Raw genomic sequence first — 17,320 nt, forward strand, 5'->3', positions numbered from 1 at the left:
AGATATAAATCCGCTGTTGCCGATTATTGCTGTGAGTGGACTAGTAACAAGTGAACAAGTACTGATCGATAAAAAGGTTAGAGTATACAGCCTTTTTATCTAAACCTTATACAACGCAAGAATTGTTGAAAACCTTACATACAGTTATTAGTCATTAATCTGCATTATCTAGACGATCGCAGTCATATCTACCTTTAATCTCTTGATTGAAAAAGCTGCCAATTGAGTCTGAGGAATGTAAATCTTCCCAAGTATCCTCGTCTACGCCTAAGTACTGATAAACAGCTCCACTTTGAAACTCAACTTGCAAAATATGTTCATTGCGATCATAGCCTACAGCCATAGCCATTGATGAGACAACTGGTAGCATCACAATTGGTTCTTCTTCAAAGGGTAATGCAGTCGTTTCGGCAATTGCTTCGTTGAGTTCTTGTAATCCTTCATAAGCTTGTATCGGTGCCGGAATTTCCAGAAACTCTAGTTCGTTGCCTCGGTCGAGCAACAACTGCAAATATCCATCAGAATGAGCGATCGCTACTAAACTGCTCAAGTCTACCTTAGATAGCTTCATTTATTTTGTACTCTCCTATTACCGTAGTCGGGAGTGGTAAAGTTTTATGCAATATCAAGCGCTTTATAGTACATTTATACTAAAAAATTACTTAATTGTCAAGTTTTTCTCTTAAGAGAGAATTTTAGGTATGTAGAGACGCTTTAGCAAAGCAGCACGCAGTGTTTTTCTCTGACATCCTGGAAAATACTCATGATTAAGTTTGGGTAAATGGGCGTATTTGAGTCACCTGCCGCAGCAATCTCTGCTTTGTGAGGGGAACTCAACAGGCGAACTAAAAAATTGCATAAATGTTCAACTCGCCTCAGTTAAGTACTTGACAATTTCAAGCAATCCTTGTTGTGTCTAGACTCAACTGAGTCTCTATTGCTGTTTGTATCACTCAATTAGCTCACCCTTTTGGGTGAGTCATAGATCAACCGATCAGATGACCTGACTGAAGGAAGCTGAGATTAATAATAAAGAGGATTCTATTACTAAAGAAGACCGATTGCATTTTACCTAAAATATAACTTATGAAACTTACTAACTTAATAAATTCTGCACTTATTTTTGCTTCTATTACTCTTGTACCTGGAATCGCTGGCGCTCAAACAGCTACTACCAACAACAGCGAAACAATAGCTGTTAACTCTAACAATTTATCCACTAGCTCGACTTCTACGAATTACCTCCAGCCTGTAAATCTAGTTACTTTTGCTTATCAAGGAGGTCTGCAACAACATGGGATTCCTAGCGGAGAAGCGCTAGTACTTAAAACTCTAAATAAAAATATTGTTGCGAAAGATTTGGTTAAAGCTGCTGTGAATGCAGATAAATTACCATCACAAGTTTTAAACGATCCAAATTATCTAAGTGCTGTTAATTTAGAACTCAACGTATTGCCAGATTATGCTGCTGCTGATTAATTTGGTTTTTCTTATATCTTTTGAGAAAGCTAAGTTTTTCAGTATGGTATATTTGTATGCTTGTTACTAAGGATAAATAAAAGCCTTTGCTACATAGCGATCGCTACGTATGAAAAGTATATATTGAAGAATAATTTCTAAATTTTGACATAAGTTGCATTTATCCTGTTCTAAAGACACAGAAAATTGTATAATCGACAGCTTATCGCTCAAAAATTTCTATAGAGAATGACAGAAGTAATAAGATCCGGGGGACTAAATAATATTGAGTCCATTGAGTTTGAAGAGCAGTGCTTAGAAAAAGCCAGAGAAACAGGCGATCGCAATGGGGAAGTCATTTCCTTGGCAAGTTTGGGCAATGCTTACCATTCACTAGGTGAATACCACCTAGCAATTGAGTTTTATCAGCAGTGGTTAGATATAGCTAAAGAAATAGGCGATCGCTTAGAAGAAGCCAAATCTTTATCTGGGTTGGGTAACGCTTACCAATCACTGGGCAAATACCAGCGAGCGATTGAATTTTATCACCAGTGGTTGAGTATTACCCGGAAAATAGGCGATCACACTGGGGAAGGCATTTGCTTGGGAAGTTTGGGTAATACTTATGAATACCTGGGTAAGTATGAGCAAGCGATAGAATTTTACCAACAATGGTTGGGTATAACGAAGAAAACAGGCGATTGGACTGGGGAATGCATTTGCCTGGGAAGTTTGGGCAATACTTATGAATCATTGGGATCTTACCAACTAGCGATTGAGTTTTATCAACAATGGTTAGGGCTGGCAAAATTTATTAGCGATCGCAATGGTCAAAGCATGGCCCTGAGTGGATTGGGTGGTGCTTATAAGGCTTTGGGACAGTACCAAAGAGCGTTTGAGTTTTATCAGCATTCATTAGAGATTAAAAGGGATCTTAATGACCCAAATGGGGAAGCAAACGCCTGGTTTAATTTGGGTTTGGTATTAGAAAAAACCAATCGAGAATCAGAAGCGATGGATGCCTTTTGCAATGCTCGTGAAATTTATCATGCAATGGGACTCGATGCCAGCCTGCAAGATTGTAACCATGCCATTGAGTTTCTTTCTCAAAATATTGCAAGTGCAACATCTGCCTTCTGGTTTAAAAGATGGTTAAGTCATTTGTCGCAGTTGATCAAAACTGGTTCTAAATAAAGAGTGCTGAGTTCCGAGTTAAAAGACCCTTTTAATTCACTCAGGACTCACCACGATACTGATTGAATACTGCAACTGAGTTATTGCGATCAAAGGAAAGCACAGAAAACGGGTCTTTTCGATTCCCCATTTCCATCCCAGGAGTGCCTACAGGCATTTGAGGAACAGATAAACCAACAACATTTGGCTTTTCTTGAAGGAGACGTTTGATGTCGCCTGCGGGGACGTGTCCTTCGATGACATATCCATTAGCAATTGCTGTATGGCAAGATGACAAGTTATCCGGCACGTTGTACTTTTGTTTGACTGTTTCGATATCAGGCGTAGAAAAATCTGTGATTTTAAAACCCTGTGCCTTTAAGTGCTCAATCCACCCGCCACAACAGTTACAATCGGGACTGTGATATACAGTGGCATTTAGCACTGTTGATTTTGATGGTGTCTGTTGCTCCTGGATGTTAAAAACAGCTTGAGCATGACTCATAGGAGCAGTGCTTCCCAGGATGCTCAACACCCCTAATGTTAGAACTACTATTTGCACAATGGCAGGCATCAAAATGGGAAGTAACCATTTTTGCCAGCAATAAATCAATTGTTTGTGTGACATCTGATACTTCCTAAATACAACATTACTTCCAAAACACTTTGCGTTTAAAAACACTAAGATTTTAAATAAAAGAGATATAAGTAAAATTAAATATCGTCTTATCCATAACCCGATGGCACGAAGAAAATTCTCTACCAGAGGCTACGCCAATGCGTCTACGCACTATGAGATTCCGAGCCTCCCGACATAGCAATAATCTCTCCATTGCAGTATTCATGGTGTTCTAGGTTGGTTTCTTCTATAGCCCGATACTCATCTAACATCAGGCGAGTTGTGATTACATCTGGGGGACTGGTTTGAGCAAAGACCACAATCAACCTCTTAAATAATTAGCTCTAAAACTATTATCAGCAAAGGAAAGAAGAATTGCCAATGAACGGTCGAATGCCGCAGCTTCCAAGTGAGGGTATGATGTACGCAATCGCCTCGTTGCACATGTGTTTTATTGCCTTTGGCTAAGAATCCATTCAATTACACCAACGGCAAGGAAATATTATCAACTCTGCTATAGGAATCCGGTTTGATTTTTGAAACGATCTACGTAGTCAGGGAACAGGAAAGAAGGTTTTCGAAGGTGTACTTAGTTTTTTCAGAAATCAAATATGAGTCCTATAGCACCTTGAAGTTAGTAACGATATCTTTAATATGATCTTTAATATGGAACGAATCTAGACATTTTATAAGTAAATCTTATGGGTGCGATAGTTTTTTTTCTAAGTAATATAGACTTTATTGAAAAATTTCCAAGATACTTTAATGGTAGAATGTTATAGATTCATGACATTAAGCAATATTCTATTGGACTTGTTAATTTAGCGTTAATAGGTCTATGTAAATGTTGCTCTTAATGTCTTGAATAAATAATCTAGTCGATGCCTTATCTACAATCTGGAAAGGTACTACTGTGTGCATTGTTATCTTTAGTGTATCAACCGATTTAAGATACTATTTTTGCTAACAAACTTGAGATAGATGTGTTTGTCTATTTCGGTATTGGTAACTAGCTACAGCATCATTTCACAATTCATATTTTCTAAGTTGATGCTTATTTATTATTGTGGAGTTTATGAAAGGAAATTTCCCAAAAAAACGAACTAATCCTGCCTATTTAAGATTATTTAATTACAAAAATATTCACTTGAGATTGAAGAATTACTGGTTTAAGATAAGTGGAACCTGGCGGTCGTGTCCTCTAACATGTCCTATAGATAAACCTCATCACAAACATATTTTTTGGAGTTGGCTTGGTAGTTTCTTAGCAATCGCAGCAACGGCTTACCTGTCTGTAAAAACAAATTCTCCTCTGCTTATGGCTCCGTTTGGTGCTACCAGTGTATTGATATTTGGTGTACCAGACAGTCCTTTGGCTCAACCCCGTAATGTAATTGGTGGTAATCTCGTAGCTGCGTTAGTCAGCCTAATTATTTTACATCTTTTCGGTTCGTCTCCTTGGACAATGGGAATGGCAGTAGCAACAGCTATTGGAATGATGCAGCTGACTGGAACTCTACACCCACCTTCAGGAGCAGTTGCCTTAGTCGTAATGATGACAAAAGCTCCTTGGCAATTTCTATTAACACCTGCTTTACAAGGTTCTATTATTTTGGTGCTTTGTGCCGTGGTTTTTAATAATCTGGCACAAGAGAGGACTTATCCCAAGCACTGGCTGTAAGATTTTTAACGTTGTTTCTATCAAAGGTGGATCTACTCACCACAAGTGTACAGTGACAAATAAAAAGTCGCTGTACACTTATTAGTCATCATATTTTCATGAAAACAAATGGAGCGATGTCTACGACGGGCTACGCCTACGCTTTTCTTGAGGCGATCTCCCATGATTGATATTTTGGTGGCTAGTCACTTCAAATACTGTTCGGTTAAGAGACGCGATAAATTGCCGTCTCTACAATAATCAGTCTTTTGTCTTGACGGTGATTTTTCGCGTCTTTACGATTTATAATTTTCATCAAAAAACCTTAACCAACCGTATTGAGTTCATTTCTATTCAGGCTTCTTGTGCCAATGCCCATCATCGCCTTTTTCGTAATCGCGCTTTACCGCACTCCAAGCGACTCGAAAGGCACGTTCTTCTCCACCATATTGTTCTTGAGCGCTGTTAAATGCAGCCCGAAAAATTTCTTGGGCGTGCTTGGGTAAGTTTTCTTTGACTGCATCTGGTAAGTCTGCAATTTGTTTGTAAGGCATAAACTTTATTTCCCCAGTCTCATGTTTGTCCTTTGCTTTGGGGTGGAAATCTATGTTTGATTCTGCCTTCATCAGTATCAAACTTTGAAAGTTTTGAAGAGTTTAAAACCTTCATCAGCGGCGTATTGGTAACAGCGATACCTGCGGTGAGCTATGCTAACGCCCAAGGACTGCATTGTTTGAAAGTCTACGGGCGATGCCTGCGGCGGGCTACGCCTACCCTAAATTCTGAGGCAGTACTTTCAGATCATCAATACCGCTAACAACTGTCGCAATTTTGTCCCACAATTACACGTATTAAATAATTCGTAATTTAATTGTTAACTAGAAATTAAAAATTACGAATTATTGATTACTTAAAGACGTGATGTGTCAAAAACTAATAGTTTGTGGCTTGAAACTCGATGCACTATCCCAATAATTAACCTGGTTAATATTCACCTTCAGCAAAGCAATATCGGGTTCGTCTAGTCCTTTAGGAAACCAGGTTTGAAGTTCCGGCTTCCATAGCTCTCGCATCTTATTGCGGTCTTTTACAAGTTCTGCTGTACCTGAGATAGAAACGTATCGCTGCTGTTCGGGTGACGAGAAACTAATATTGACCTGCTCATGGTGTTCAATTTCAGTTACCTTATGGGAAGCAGCATAAGTAAAGAACCAGAGTATGCTATCAGAGTTAATCTCACCACTCTTTGACATAGGGTAACTATGCAAACTGCCATCATCATCGACTGTGGTAAACATACCATAATCAATATCTTTGATTAGTTCATGCAGTTTTTGAATTTGTTGATCGCGGTCTGTAGAAGTTGTCATTGTTTGTAATTTTTTCTCTATTGTTCTATTTGTTCTCTGGGTTATAATTAGAAATTACAAACCAGGATTTAATACTGATAAAGTTATTTTTAAGTATTAACCTTTTTAGTTTAAATTGCGTGAGTCTAAAGGTGTAATTATAATAAAACTAGCTTTTTTAGTTATATCTATAGAGATATTGCTTGAAAGTGATTGTTCTGTGCATACACAACTTTTAAGTATAGTCAGGTTAATTTTGTGCTTATTTCTTTAGACAGAAATTTGAGAAATTTTACACTAAATTCAAAGTGCCTCTGTAACTTTAGAGTGATAAAGTCATATCTTCCGGCTGAGAATGACTATTTTGGGGCTGCCGCCTCCTTGATTTGCGGTAGCAGTGCAATAATGAGGAACATTTCTAGCCAAAGTCTAGAAACGAGGTTTTAAAAGGGTTTTACCTGAAATTTTGTAGTTTGATTTATTCTCGCCGATTTATTGACTGAGAAATTATTAAAGCATTTTGAGAAAGTTAAATGCCATTTTGCTTGCGTAAAACACCGAAAGGAGTAACTAAACTGGTGTTTGAGAAAGCATTTAAGCTTTTTGCTTGCGGAAAATACCAAAATGAGAAAGCATTTAAGCTTTTTGCTTGCGGAAAATACCAAAATGAGAAAGCATTCAAGTATTTTGAGAAAGCATTTAAGCTTTTTGCTTGCGGAAAACACCGAAATGAGAAAGCATTCAAGGGTTTTGAGAAAGCATTTCAGTATTTTGAGAAAGCATTTCAGTATTTTGAGAAAGTATTTTAGTATTTTGATAAAGCAATTAGGCTTTTTGATAAAGCAATCAGTAAATATACCTGACGATTAAAAATTACGGCTGTACATAGCTTGCTTCCCGTTCGCCCTTGGTGTCCCGTAGAGAATGGCACAAAGCCGACGCTTAGATATTTTGTAACTGTAAAATTTTATATAACACCAGTAGCGATCGCAGATCATCATGACAATAGTTATTACATTTGCGATCGCCACTCATGACTTGTTATTTAGATATTAAAATTAAAATTTACGCAAGAAAGTATTCTTACTCTAAAATGTTAAATTTATACCTTCTGAATGAGCCTCTTCAACCCATAGCAGGAGTATCACTTTCCATTCAGCGTCTACTATAAAGCAACTAGGAAATCAAATTGCAGTGTATCTGCCTTTCAAATTATGGACTGGAAGTACAGGTGGAAAAATGGTTATCGACCAAGCCGAGATGAAGCAGCAAAAAACCCTCATTTGTTAGATGAGAGTCAGTTCGAGAACGAACAAGACCGAAAGCTCGCTGAAGAAACTACAAGGAAGCATTTGGGCGTACCTGCACCAACCTTAGACGAAGATCAATCAATACTACCTCATGCAGCTTCGCCTAATGACAAGCTTTAATCCTAAGACATAGGCAAAAAAAGCCTATGTCTGCTCCATACTACTTATCATTATCAAATCAAGTTTAACAAAATGCAGATTTCGCAACTTTTCAATCGATTAAATAATAAGAAATTTACTAAGTTACTCACTCAGACTATAGCTTTAGGGATAGGCGCTATTGTTCTATTCTCAACTACTAATGCTAATGCTGCCGAGCAAGTTGTTTTAAAGTATGGTACTTTTCAGGGACAAATATCAGTTGAAGAATTAAGTCAGTTTACCGAAACTGGTAAGACTACCCCAACATTAAGAGCTTATTTACAGGCGGCCCAACAAGATCCCGCAGTAGCTCGTAAAGCATTGAAAGCCCCAATAAAAGCTGATGCTGACTTTTTAAATAGCTTACTAGCTAGTTGGGCAGGGCCAATTTTAGTTAACCAAATTGGTGAGGTAGTTCACCCTCCCGCAGGACAACTAGATCAGCAAGCGTTGCGAAGCGCTTTAAGTGCATCTATTAAAGAAAATGGTGAAGTTACATTACTTGGAGCCATTCAGAATTATCCAAATACATCTGTTGAACTTGAAGGAGATCGTCTGATCTCTGTTTATGAACGCCTTAGCAATCTTGCAGAACTTTTATAAAGGTTACTTAAAGATAATGCATTTGTCATCAGATGATTGGTTTAGTATCTCAATAGTCGTGAATTTTAGTCACGCTCGCAATGAAGTTAATACTAATGAGTCTATCTTAGGGTTCATACTCTGTTACTCAGAAATTCCCTAATCTAAATGTAGAGTTTAGTCTAAGAATAGGGAAAAGATTTTTATGACAACCGATGTTTCTAGAGATATTAAGAAGGATGTTAATGGGTCGCTGATCAGTGGTGTTATCCTAAGTATTTTAGGCGTTATTGCGATCGCAGCGCCTAACTTCACCACCATATTCGCCGAAACTTGGATTGCGGTGATTTTGATTTTCGCCGGATTTACAAAACTAGTTTATGCCACTCAAACCCGCCACCAAGGAGGTTTTATTTGGAAACTTCTATTGAGCGGACTCTATATTGCAACCGGCATCATGTTGTTTGTTTATCCTTTTACAGGTATTCTCACACTGACTCTGTTGCTTGGCAGCTTTTTACTGGCTGAAGGTACATTTGAGTTAATTCTGGCATTCCGGTTACGTCCCCAAAATAACTGGACATGGATACTAGGTGATGGGATTATTACGCTGATCTTAGGTGCAATGATTTGGTTCCAGTGGCCCTTCAATGCGCCCTGGCTTCTGGGTACACTAGTTGGTGTCAGCATTATTTTCACTGGCGTTTCACGCGTGATGCTGGCGTTGAATGCGCGTTCTACCTTGAATCCTCCTGACCAAGCTACAAACGCTACTTAGTAAATAGGAGTGGGGAGATGAGGGGCAGGGAGCAGGGGCACAGGGGCAGGGGAGAAATAATAACTCCTAACTCAGCACTCGGAACGGGCTAAACGCCCCGCTACCGCTAATGGAACTCAGAACTGTTTTACCCAATGCCCCATTCCTAAACTTGAGTAGTCAAAGTTTACAAGACATTGCAGCAGCGATGCCTACGGCTGGCTATGCCTACGCCGACAAAATTGCTAAATTAACTAAGGAAATCAAAATCAAGGCCAGCTAGCTGCAATTAAATAATGGTATCTATTGCTACCCCCTTCTCGGATATTCAAAACCATTGGGCACGCTTATTTATTACAGCCTTAGCCCAACGCGGTATTGTCAGTGGGTTGCCTAATGGCACTTATCGCCCCGATAATTCACTAACCCGTGCTGAATTTGCCGCTATTATCGCTAACGCATTTGGCACAGTTTCCAAGAAGCGGCAGTATGTTCCCTTTGTTGATGTACCTACAAATTATTGGGCAGCAGCAGCCATCAAAACAGCTTACGAAAAAGCATTTATTAGTGGGTTTCCTGATAAAACTTTCCGTTCCGCTAATCGAATTACTAGAGTAGAAGTCTTAGTTTCCTTGGTAGCAGGCTTAGAAATTGCCACCAAGGTAAAACCTGACCTCCTCTCAAAACTCTCACAAATTTATCAAGATTCTGTTCAGATTCCTGAATATGGTAGAAATCACGTAGCTATTGCTACCAGCGCTGGATTGGTAGTTAGTTTCCCAAATATTAAATTACTTAATCCTAATCTTGCAGCCACCCGTGCAGATGTGGCAGTGATTATTTATCAAGCTTTGGTGTATTTAGGTCAGGCAGAAAAAATTGCCTCTAGTTACTTAGTGCAGCCGCCAATATTAACGCCCACGCCGATACCGACTCCAACTCCAACTCCAACTCCAACTCCAACTCCAACTCCAACTCCAACTCCAATACCAACTCCAACTCCAATACCCACACCAATACCAACTCCAACTCCAATACCAACTTCAACGCCCACGCCTATCGGTAGCGTTAAGGTAAATCATAGCCGGGAATTTCGAGGGGCATGGGTAGTATCTGTGTGGAATGGTGATTGGCCTTCCAAACCGGGACTTACTGTTGCTCAACAAAAAGCAGAACTTAGCGAGATTATTACTAAATTACAAGCGCTAAACTTCAATGCCCTGATTTTCCAGGTGCGACCAGAGGGAGACGCTTTGTATGAATCTCGATTAGAGCCTTGGAGTGCTTGGATTACAGGAACTCAGGGGAAAGCACCGGAACCATTTTACGATCCTTTAGCGTTTGCGATCGCAGAATGTCATAAGCGCAATATTGAACTCCATGCTTGGTTTAACCCTTACCGCGCTAGCACCTCCACCGACCCTGCGAAAACAGTCCGTCCCCACATCGCAGCTACCAATCCAGAAAGCGTTTATTTGTGGAAAACTCAACGCTGGATGGACCCAGGACTAAAAATAGTTCAGGACAGGGCATATAACGTAATTCTTGATGTAGTGAAGCGCTACGATGTTGATGGCATTCACTTAGATGATTATTTCTATCCATATCCCATTGAAGGACAGCCTTTCCCCGATGGTAAAACCTACGCTGCATATAAAGCAGCTGGTGGTACACTCAGCCTTGGCGACTGGCGACGAGACAATGTTAACAAAATGGTACAGCGCCTTTGGCAAGGAATTAAAACAACCAAACCCGATGTTAAATTTGGTATAAGTCCTTTTGGAATTTATCGCCCTGGACAACCCGCTGGTATTACTGGGTTGGATGCTTACAACGTGCTGTATGCTGACTCAAAGAAATGGTTAGAAGAAGGCTGGATTGATTATATTGCACCTCAACTTTACTGGCGCACAGACCAACCACAACAAAGTTATTCAGCATTGCTACAGTGGTGGACACAGGTAAATACAAAACAAAGACACGTTTACGCTGGTAACAATCTGACAGAACCAAGCAACAAAAGTCGGGAGAGTGATGAGATTGAAAAGCAGGTGAAAATTAGTCGTAGCCAAGCTGGACGGTTATCACTGGGGAATATCTTCTTTAATCTCGGTGTTTTGACAGAAAATAGTCAGGGCATTGCTGATAAATTCCAAAGTCTGCTTTATAACAAACCTGCGCTACCACCAACTTTGCCTTGGCAGGATACAACACCACCACCTCCACCCATTGGACTACAAGTCAATAACCGCAAACTGAGTTGGCAGCCTGGAGATAATCAGCCAGTTCGTTCTTGGACACTTTATCGCCTGAGTGGCGATACTTGGACAATTCAGCGAATTTTGTCTGCCGGCACAACCTTCGCTACCGTCCAACAAGCGGGAACCTATGCCGTGTGTGCAGTGGATAGATTAGCCAACGAGAGTGTGGGAACAGTTATTACAGTTAGTTGAACAAAAGTGCTGCCCAGATTTATGACAACTTTTATGGATACAACTGACGAATAGAGGTCTAACTCTTCAAGATAAAACCAGTCTGATAATAGTGTAACTGCGGCATTAAAACCATCAGTTTTGTGGCGCGTATAGTCTAGAATTCATTAATACATTTCTTTCTCAAATAGTTAATGCCCAGCAATTCCAAAAAGATAATTTTGATGCCATACTGGGATTATTTTTGTCGGAACAGCAGGGACTGATTTTAAAATTTATTAATATAAGGCGAAAAGGATATCTAGCGATCGCTTGGATATTAAAGTATTCTGCCATGACAGATGCGATGTCGAATACACACAAAACAAGAATTAATCAGGAGAATTAACATGACTATTGAGCAAAAAGGTTTACTGCAACCACCCGGCGAAGGGACTTCTTACTGGTTTGCTCAGGATCTCTATACTTTCAAGGCAGTGGGTGAAGAGACAGGACAGGCTTATGCACTCTGCGAAGTCGTAATTGCACCACAAGGGGGTGGAGCACCTCCTCATCGTCATTCGCGGGAAAATGAATCATTTTACATCCAAGAGGGAGAATTAGAATTTAATCTGGATGGGCAAATAATAATAGCAACGCCTGGTACATTTCTCCACTCTCCTAAAGGACAGCTGCATCAATTTACTAACAAAACCTCTTTACCTGCAAAGATACTAGTTTGGGTGACACCATCTGGTTTTGAGAAATTTATTGCAGAAGCTGGGAAACCAGCAAATCAGGTTATTTCTGTACCACCTCTCAGCCCCACAGATTTAGAAAAAATTCTCGCTACAGCGCCTAAATATGGCATTGAGATTATTCCTCCACCTGCTGAACTTATTTCATAATAAGCTTATATATCTAGATGTGATACCATAAAAATCTTTGCAACAAATGAATCGGCTGTAGTGGCGTACAGATGTACGCTACTACAATATCAGGTGTTTGCTGAAATAGGATGATGGAGCAAATTCTGCCCTTTGACTGATTTTGAAAATAGTAATGATTTTTTAGTCATACTTTAAGTTTTTAATCAAGTTGAACTGAAAATGCCCATGAAAGATTAGTCTCAAGTACAAAGGAGAAATTTACTGACAATAAGAAACCGATTTGTCATCCAGTTTGTTAGCAAATTAGTTACTACTATTTCGCTAAAAATTTAAGTTTCCTTGTTAGCAGGATATTTGCGGATACAGATAAATAACTTAAATGGCAAGATAAGAGGAAGTCTAAATATTCAATTTTTCAGGAAGAACTTTTATGACTTTCCCGTATTTATATTCCAATACGCTTGGGTTAAGGCTAAAACTCTGTTATCCAAGTCAATTTTTTAACGAACCGCCTTCTCTACGAGAGGCTTCCGCCAACGCGCAGCGTCTCGTAGAGAAGGCGCAGAGGGCGCAGAGAGAAGAAAGAGAAGGAAAAAATTGCTTAACTGAACTGTATTGATTTATATTCGTGCAATTGTCTCTGTCTCAATGGCAGTGTTGAGCAAATCAACTTCTCATTTTCGCTTTTGTATAGCACGTCTACGACGGGCTATTAGTGCAATCATGCAATCACCTCCGCTCCCGTCTTTGAAAAGCAATCCGTATCTGGAAAAACTTTCCGACAAAATGTTTCGGATTTTCTGATAACTTACTGTATTCTGGGATATCCTACCTTGTGTTTGCCAAATAATGACTATGAATATGCAACGACTCATCAAAAAAACTTCTAACCCAATTCGCAAGATAACAGAAGTAACTCCACCATCGACTGAACCGATTGAGATGCCTGAGAGTCAAGATATTCCTGAATCGGTAGTTGAACCAAATCTACCTGTGTACATCGAAGCATCCGAATCGGACTACATCAGTGAACACTATCGGCCTTTGCGCTCCGTTGGTAACTCTGGCTGGCAACCGTCTGATGTGTGGCGCGAGTTGAGGGTTGATAATTTCTGCGGGTGAGTAATATGAACGCAGAGAGCCATTCGATTTATTGCTGAATAAAATTATACGTTTGTCTAGTTCCTGCTGAAATGTAATTCCTCAGCTACAGCAAAAAAGTAGCTCAGTATCGTAGTCCCAGATTTTTGAGACTTTATAAGTCTCAATTTTAAATAAATATATATTGGACATCTCAAAGAAGGCTACATATCATACTCGTACAGAGATTTGATTGAGGCCAGAGCAATGAGTGAAAAAACAACGTCAGAGAATTTCAGAAGTAAAGTTGTTACACAAGGGGTACAGCGATCGCCAAATCGCGCTATGCTGCGTGCAGTAGGTTTTCAGGATGAAGACTTTAAGAAAGCAATTGTCGGTGTGGCTAATGCCTACAGCACCATCACTCCCTGTAACATAGGAATTAATCAACTAGCACTCATAGCTGAAGCTGGAATTAAACTAGCTGGGGCAATGCCGCAAATGTTCGGCACAATTACTATTAGTGATGGGATTTCTATGGGAACTGAGGGAATGAAATATTCCCTAGTGTCACGAGAAGTGATTGCTGACTCCATTGAAACCGTCTGTAATGGTCAAAGCATGGATGGCGTGATTGCCATCGGTGGCTGTGATAAAAATATGCCAGGGGCAATGATTGCAATGGCACGGATGAATATTCCGGCTATCTTTGTTTACGGTGGGACAATTAAACCCGGACACTACAACGGCCGCGACTTGACTGTTGTGAGTTCCTTTGAGGCTGTGGGTGAATACAGTGCTGGTAAAATTAACGACACCGAACTGATGGAAGTAGAACGCCGCGCTTGTCCTGGTGCTGGTTCTTGCGGTGGGATGTTCACAGCCAATACTATGTCCTCGGCTTTTGAAGCGATGGGTATGAGTTTACCCTATTCTTCCACAATGGCGGCGGAAGATGATGAAAAAGCCGATAGTACTGAAGAATCAGCCAAGGTATTAGTAGAAGCAATTCGTAATCAACTGTTACCTCGACAAATTATCACCCGTAAATCTATAGAAAATGCTATTTCTGTAATTATGGCTGTGGGTGGTTCAACTAACGCCGTGTTACATTTTCTAGCGATCGCTCGTGCGGCTGGTGTAGAACTTAATCTAGATGATTTTGAAACTATCCGCGATCGTGTCCCTGTTTTATGCGATTTAAAACCCAGTGGTAGATATGTCGCCACAGACTTACATCAAGCTGGTGGTATTCCCCAAGTGATGAAAATGCTATTAATAAATGGATTACTTCACGGTGACTGTATCACCATTACAGGTAAAACCATCGCCGAAATTTTAGCAGATGTCCCCGATGAACCACCAAGTAATCAAGATGTGATTCGTCCTTGGAATAACCCGATGTATGCCCAAGGTCACTTAGCCATCTTGAAAGGAAATCTCGCTACAGAGGGAGCAGTAGCAAAAATTACTGGGGTAAAAAATCCTGGCATTACCGGTTCTGCACGGGTATTTGATTCCGAAGAAGAATGCTTAGATGCCATCCTTGCAGGTAAGATTAAAGCTGGTGATGTAATTATCGTCCGCTACGAAGGGCCGAAAGGTGGCCCTGGTATGCGGGAAATGCTAGCACCCACCTCAGCAATTATTGGTGCAGGTTTAGGCGATGCAGTCGGGTTAATTACTGATGGACGCTTTTCAGGCGGTACTTACGGGATGGTAGTCGGACACGTTGCTCCCGAAGCCGCCGTTGGTGGTGCGATCGCTCTAGTCGAAGAAGGTGATAGCATCACTATCGATGCTAATTCTCGCTTGTTACAAATCAACATTTCTGATGCAGAATTAGCCAGTCGCCGCGCCAAATGGCAACCCCGTCCACCCCGTTATACAAAAGGCATCTTAGCAAAATATGCGAAGTTAGTTTCCTCTAGTAGTGTTGGTGCTGTCACAGACTTGGATTTATTTCATGAGTAGGGAGTAAAGTTAGAGACGTGATATATCGCGTCTCTCTACAAAAGTTTTTTGTTTTTTACCGCGATCTGTATTTACTTATCTTCACATAGTCTGCTTCTTTTAAGTCGCTCTACTTATGTTTTAAAGTAGAAAATAGTTGATTGAAAGTGTTTGTTACTACCAATGAAAGTTTTAGGGTTATTCCTGCCAGTCCTGTTGCTGCTATGCAGTCCTGCTATGGCAGTTGAGCTTAAAGGACAAAATATTGATGGTCAAAAGCTACCTGCTAGAGCTTATTACTATGCAACTGGTGGGGTCTACAAAGTTCAGGTGCGCTTTCACAACAAACGAGCCACAATTTACTTTGACGACGGCAACCAAACAACTATACAGTTGAACCAGCGAGCGATCGCTGACTCAAAAAATATTGAAGGTTTTGGAAAACTAGGACAATATCCCCTAAATAGAACATTCAGTGTTGGGTTGGTGTATGACAATAATTGGCCCGGTAGCAGTGATAATCAATTCCAACAGTCTAATCCGCTAGACGGGTTGTGGAAAATCAGTTTGGAGTGAATACTCATTTGAATTTAAAAATATTTCTCACTTTTGGCAGGGCAACTCAACAATATGTCCTCTGCTAGATTAGGAGTAACTACGTAATTAATAAAGTAACATATATAGAACTCCTATTTAATTTTTGAATAACTAAGCTGCTTAAAAAGCTTGCCAGACAAAGATTTCCTTTTCAGTATCCTGAGCAGGATTCAAGTAGGATTATTATATGTCTGTGAATATGATAATTACATAAATGAAAGTTGGCATTCAAAATACAGTAGAAATTCTAGAGCAAGTTCACCAATTAGAGTCCACACTAGGTCTTAAAAATGAAGCCTGCCGTTCTAAATTTTTGATTCATCCTGACTTCACATCAAAAGCTTTTTTGTTTTTGCATGGTTTTACAGCAGGCCCTTACCAGTTCGAGCCGCTTGGTAAAGCCTTCTTTAACAAGGGATATAACGTTTTGATTCCTTTACAACCCGGTCATGGACGCTCAGGTGACTGGAAGTCTCAAAATCCTCCACCCTTGCCAACAGATATTGAGATTTATCAACAATTTGTCATCAAATGGTTGCAGATTGCCAAAACGCTAGGTCAACAAGTTGTGATTGGTGGATTATCAACAGGTGGAACTTTAGCTGCTTGGTTAGCTTTAGAGCATCCTCAAGAGATTGACCGGACTTTATTGTTCACGCCTTATTTAGGTAGCCGCTATTCACTATTCGATCAACTCATCAAAATTCTGCCAATTTACTTTGAATGGTTCAACAAAAATGCACCTGGCAATTTTGGTTATAAAGGTTTTCGTCTCAAGGCCTTACGGATATTTCTAGAATTGGGATATCAGGTTTTAGACAAGGCTCAAGGCTGTGTTTCTGCCCCAATCTTAATGGTATGTAGTGAGGCAGATCGTGCTGTTAGTCGCTCGAAACAGCAAGATTTTTTCCGAAGAGTACTTAGGCAGCAACCGAAATCCTGGTATTACTGTTTCGATGATTCGCTTCACATTGAACACCGAATGATGACAAAGTTGGAAGACAATGATTATGAAGAACTGGTAATTACCCTTGCTAAAGCATTTGTTGAGAGTGATTTAACTTGGGTAGAGTTTCAGGAAATGGCAAAGCGGATAGCGCAGGGACAAGCTTATAACCAAATAATCCGAGAACTCAACTTTGATGAACAAGTTTTTCAACAGCTATCTGCAATGATGACTCAAGGCTTTGGCTGTGAAAATCTTAAATGTATCAATCCAGATTTATAATGCAATACAGTTCAGTTAAGCAATTTTTTCCTTCTCTTTCTTCTCTCTGCGTCCTCTGCGCCAACTCTTGGAGACGCTACGCGAAGGCGGTTCGTTAAAAAATTGACTTGGA

20 protein-coding genes and 1 pseudogene are annotated in these 17,320 nt (G+C 40.0%); 16 read left to right on the forward strand and 5 right to left on the reverse strand.

Going from position 1 to position 17,320, the window contains the following annotated elements; translation table 11 throughout:
• Positions 1-154: 154 nt before the first annotated feature.
• On the reverse strand, positions 155-571 hold the full coding sequence (locus HWQ43_RS11050) for a KTSC domain-containing protein (protein WP_292732974.1): 417 nt from the start codon (positions 569-571) through the stop codon (positions 155-157).
• 515 nt (positions 572-1,086) lie between these two features.
• Here HWQ43_RS11050 and HWQ43_RS11055 point away from each other — a divergent pair.
• Together HWQ43_RS11055 and HWQ43_RS11060 are read left to right on the forward strand one after the other, a co-directional pair.
• Complete coding sequence (locus HWQ43_RS11055) at positions 1,087-1,479, forward strand: hypothetical protein (protein WP_292732976.1); 393 nt, start codon at positions 1,087-1,089, stop codon at positions 1,477-1,479.
• A 228-nt stretch (positions 1,480-1,707) separates the two neighbouring features.
• Positions 1,708-2,652 carry a tetratricopeptide repeat protein gene (locus tag HWQ43_RS11060; RefSeq protein ID WP_292732978.1) on the forward strand — a complete coding sequence of 315 codons (945 nt, stop codon included), beginning with the start codon at positions 1,708-1,710 and terminating at the stop codon, positions 2,650-2,652.
• A gap of 40 nt (positions 2,653-2,692) precedes the next feature.
• Here the strand turns inward: HWQ43_RS11060 and HWQ43_RS11065 are convergent, their stop codons facing one another.
• Positions 2,693-3,259 (reverse strand): DUF411 domain-containing protein, encoded by a 567-nt coding sequence (locus HWQ43_RS11065; protein ID WP_292732980.1) that lies wholly within the window; start codon positions 3,257-3,259, stop codon positions 2,693-2,695.
• A gap of 158 nt (positions 3,260-3,417) precedes the next feature.
• Positions 3,418-3,570, reverse strand: a pseudogene (locus tag HWQ43_RS11070) (Uma2 family endonuclease); the annotation flags it as partial.
• A gap of 998 nt (positions 3,571-4,568) precedes the next feature.
• On the opposite strand from HWQ43_RS11070, the gene HWQ43_RS11075 reads away from it, so the two are divergent.
• Entirely contained in the window at positions 4,569-4,931 is a 363-nt protein-coding gene (locus tag HWQ43_RS11075) for an HPP family protein (RefSeq protein ID WP_292732982.1), read from the forward strand.
• Between the two features lie 329 nt (positions 4,932-5,260).
• On the opposite strand, the gene HWQ43_RS11080 is transcribed toward HWQ43_RS11075, so the two are convergent.
• Positions 5,261-5,464 carry a ChaB family protein gene (locus tag HWQ43_RS11080; RefSeq protein WP_292732984.1) on the reverse strand — a complete coding sequence of 68 codons (204 nt, stop codon included), beginning with the start codon at positions 5,462-5,464 and terminating at the stop codon, positions 5,261-5,263.
• A 56-nt stretch (positions 5,465-5,520) separates the two neighbouring features.
• Between HWQ43_RS11080 and HWQ43_RS11085 the strand changes: the two genes are divergently transcribed.
• A complete protein-coding gene (locus tag HWQ43_RS11085) occupies positions 5,521-5,727 on the forward strand; it encodes a hypothetical protein (RefSeq protein WP_292732986.1) in 207 nt (68 codons plus the stop codon).
• A gap of 109 nt (positions 5,728-5,836) precedes the next feature.
• On the opposite strand, the gene HWQ43_RS11090 is transcribed toward HWQ43_RS11085, so the two are convergent.
• On the reverse strand, positions 5,837-6,280 hold the full coding sequence (locus tag HWQ43_RS11090; protein WP_292732988.1) for a pyridoxamine 5'-phosphate oxidase family protein: 444 nt from the start codon (positions 6,278-6,280) through the stop codon (positions 5,837-5,839).
• A gap of 512 nt (positions 6,281-6,792) precedes the next feature.
• On the opposite strand from HWQ43_RS11090, the gene HWQ43_RS11095 reads away from it, so the two are divergent.
• The 12 genes from HWQ43_RS11095 (at position 6,793) to HWQ43_RS11150 (ending at position 17,208) form a co-directional block, all read left to right on the forward strand.
• Positions 6,793-7,068 (forward strand): hypothetical protein, encoded by a 276-nt coding sequence (locus HWQ43_RS11095; protein WP_292732990.1) that lies wholly within the window; start codon positions 6,793-6,795, stop codon positions 7,066-7,068.
• Positions 7,069-7,149: 81 nt separating this feature from the next.
• Positions 7,150-7,296: a hypothetical protein gene (locus HWQ43_RS11100; protein WP_292732992.1), complete on the forward strand. Its 147-nt coding sequence runs from the start codon at positions 7,150-7,152 to the stop codon at positions 7,294-7,296.
• Between the two features lie 177 nt (positions 7,297-7,473).
• Positions 7,474-7,689: a bromodomain-containing protein gene (locus HWQ43_RS11105; RefSeq protein WP_292732994.1), complete on the forward strand. Its 216-nt coding sequence runs from the start codon at positions 7,474-7,476 to the stop codon at positions 7,687-7,689.
• Positions 7,690-7,761: 72 nt separating this feature from the next.
• Positions 7,762-8,313, forward strand: a complete 552-nt coding sequence (locus HWQ43_RS11110; protein WP_292732996.1) for an alpha/beta hydrolase — start codon at positions 7,762-7,764, stop codon at positions 8,311-8,313.
• 184 nt (positions 8,314-8,497) lie between these two features.
• Positions 8,498-9,070 (forward strand): HdeD family acid-resistance protein, encoded by a 573-nt coding sequence (locus HWQ43_RS11115; protein ID WP_292732998.1) that lies wholly within the window; start codon positions 8,498-8,500, stop codon positions 9,068-9,070.
• A 109-nt stretch (positions 9,071-9,179) separates the two neighbouring features.
• Entirely contained in the window at positions 9,180-9,332 is a 153-nt protein-coding gene (locus tag HWQ43_RS11120; RefSeq protein ID WP_292733000.1) for a hypothetical protein, read from the forward strand.
• A gap of 13 nt (positions 9,333-9,345) precedes the next feature.
• Entirely contained in the window at positions 9,346-11,502 is a 2,157-nt protein-coding gene (locus tag HWQ43_RS11125; protein ID WP_292733003.1) for a family 10 glycosylhydrolase, read from the forward strand.
• A gap of 368 nt (positions 11,503-11,870) precedes the next feature.
• Positions 11,871-12,368, forward strand: coding sequence for a cupin domain-containing protein (locus HWQ43_RS11130; RefSeq protein ID WP_292733005.1), 498 nt, complete (start codon positions 11,871-11,873; stop codon positions 12,366-12,368).
• Between the two features lie 843 nt (positions 12,369-13,211).
• Positions 13,212-13,472 carry a hypothetical protein gene (locus HWQ43_RS11135; RefSeq protein WP_292733007.1) on the forward strand — a complete coding sequence of 87 codons (261 nt, stop codon included), beginning with the start codon at positions 13,212-13,214 and terminating at the stop codon, positions 13,470-13,472.
• A gap of 225 nt (positions 13,473-13,697) precedes the next feature.
• Positions 13,698-15,404 (forward strand): dihydroxy-acid dehydratase, encoded by a 1,707-nt coding sequence (gene ilvD / locus HWQ43_RS11140; RefSeq protein WP_292733009.1) that lies wholly within the window; start codon positions 13,698-13,700, stop codon positions 15,402-15,404.
• 216 nt (positions 15,405-15,620) lie between these two features.
• The gene (locus tag HWQ43_RS11145) at positions 15,621-15,959 is read left to right on the forward strand and encodes a hypothetical protein (protein ID WP_292733011.1); all 339 of its coding nucleotides are present in this window, start codon (positions 15,621-15,623) and stop codon (positions 15,957-15,959) included.
• 235 nt (positions 15,960-16,194) lie between these two features.
• Positions 16,195-17,208: an alpha/beta fold hydrolase gene (locus HWQ43_RS11150; RefSeq protein WP_292733013.1), complete on the forward strand. Its 1,014-nt coding sequence runs from the start codon at positions 16,195-16,197 to the stop codon at positions 17,206-17,208.
• The last annotated feature ends 112 nt before the right edge of the window (positions 17,209-17,320 follow it).

It is taken from the genome of Nostoc sp. JL31 (genome assembly GCF_017114965.1).
Classification (GTDB): domain Bacteria; phylum Cyanobacteriota; class Cyanobacteriia; order Cyanobacteriales; family Nostocaceae; genus Nostoc; species Nostoc punctiforme_A.

Bases quoted from the DNA above. Each gene is read 5' to 3' on its own strand.
- HWQ43_RS11050 (WP_292732974.1), bottom strand. From the start codon at position 571: ATGAAGCTATCTAAGGTAGACTTGAGCAGTTTAGTAGCGATCGCTCAT.
- HWQ43_RS11055 (WP_292732976.1), top strand. From the start codon at position 1,087: ATGAAACTTACTAACTTAATAAATTCTGCACTTATTTTTGCTTCTATT.
- HWQ43_RS11060 (WP_292732978.1), top strand. From the start codon at position 1,708: ATGACAGAAGTAATAAGATCCGGGGGACTAAATAATATTGAGTCCATT.
- HWQ43_RS11065 (WP_292732980.1), bottom strand. From the start codon at position 3,259: ATGTCACACAAACAATTGATTTATTGCTGGCAAAAATGGTTACTTCCC.
- HWQ43_RS11075 (WP_292732982.1), top strand. From the start codon at position 4,569: ATGGCTCCGTTTGGTGCTACCAGTGTATTGATATTTGGTGTACCAGAC.
- HWQ43_RS11080 (WP_292732984.1), bottom strand. From the start codon at position 5,464: ATGCCTTACAAACAAATTGCAGACTTACCAGATGCAGTCAAAGAAAAC.
- HWQ43_RS11090 (WP_292732988.1), bottom strand. From the start codon at position 6,280: ATGACAACTTCTACAGACCGCGATCAACAAATTCAAAAACTGCATGAA.
- HWQ43_RS11095 (WP_292732990.1), top strand. From the start codon at position 6,793: ATGCCATTTTGCTTGCGTAAAACACCGAAAGGAGTAACTAAACTGGTG.
- HWQ43_RS11105 (WP_292732994.1), top strand. From the start codon at position 7,474: ATGGACTGGAAGTACAGGTGGAAAAATGGTTATCGACCAAGCCGAGAT.
- HWQ43_RS11110 (WP_292732996.1), top strand. From the start codon at position 7,762: ATGCAGATTTCGCAACTTTTCAATCGATTAAATAATAAGAAATTTACT.
- HWQ43_RS11115 (WP_292732998.1), top strand. From the start codon at position 8,498: ATGACAACCGATGTTTCTAGAGATATTAAGAAGGATGTTAATGGGTCG.
- HWQ43_RS11120 (WP_292733000.1), top strand. From the start codon at position 9,180: ATGGAACTCAGAACTGTTTTACCCAATGCCCCATTCCTAAACTTGAGT.
- HWQ43_RS11125 (WP_292733003.1), top strand. From the start codon at position 9,346: ATGGTATCTATTGCTACCCCCTTCTCGGATATTCAAAACCATTGGGCA.
- HWQ43_RS11130 (WP_292733005.1), top strand. From the start codon at position 11,871: ATGACTATTGAGCAAAAAGGTTTACTGCAACCACCCGGCGAAGGGACT.
- HWQ43_RS11135 (WP_292733007.1), top strand. From the start codon at position 13,212: ATGCAACGACTCATCAAAAAAACTTCTAACCCAATTCGCAAGATAACA.
- ilvD (WP_292733009.1), top strand. From the start codon at position 13,698: ATGAGTGAAAAAACAACGTCAGAGAATTTCAGAAGTAAAGTTGTTACA.
- HWQ43_RS11145 (WP_292733011.1), top strand. From the start codon at position 15,621: ATGGCAGTTGAGCTTAAAGGACAAAATATTGATGGTCAAAAGCTACCT.
- HWQ43_RS11150 (WP_292733013.1), top strand. From the start codon at position 16,195: ATGAAAGTTGGCATTCAAAATACAGTAGAAATTCTAGAGCAAGTTCAC.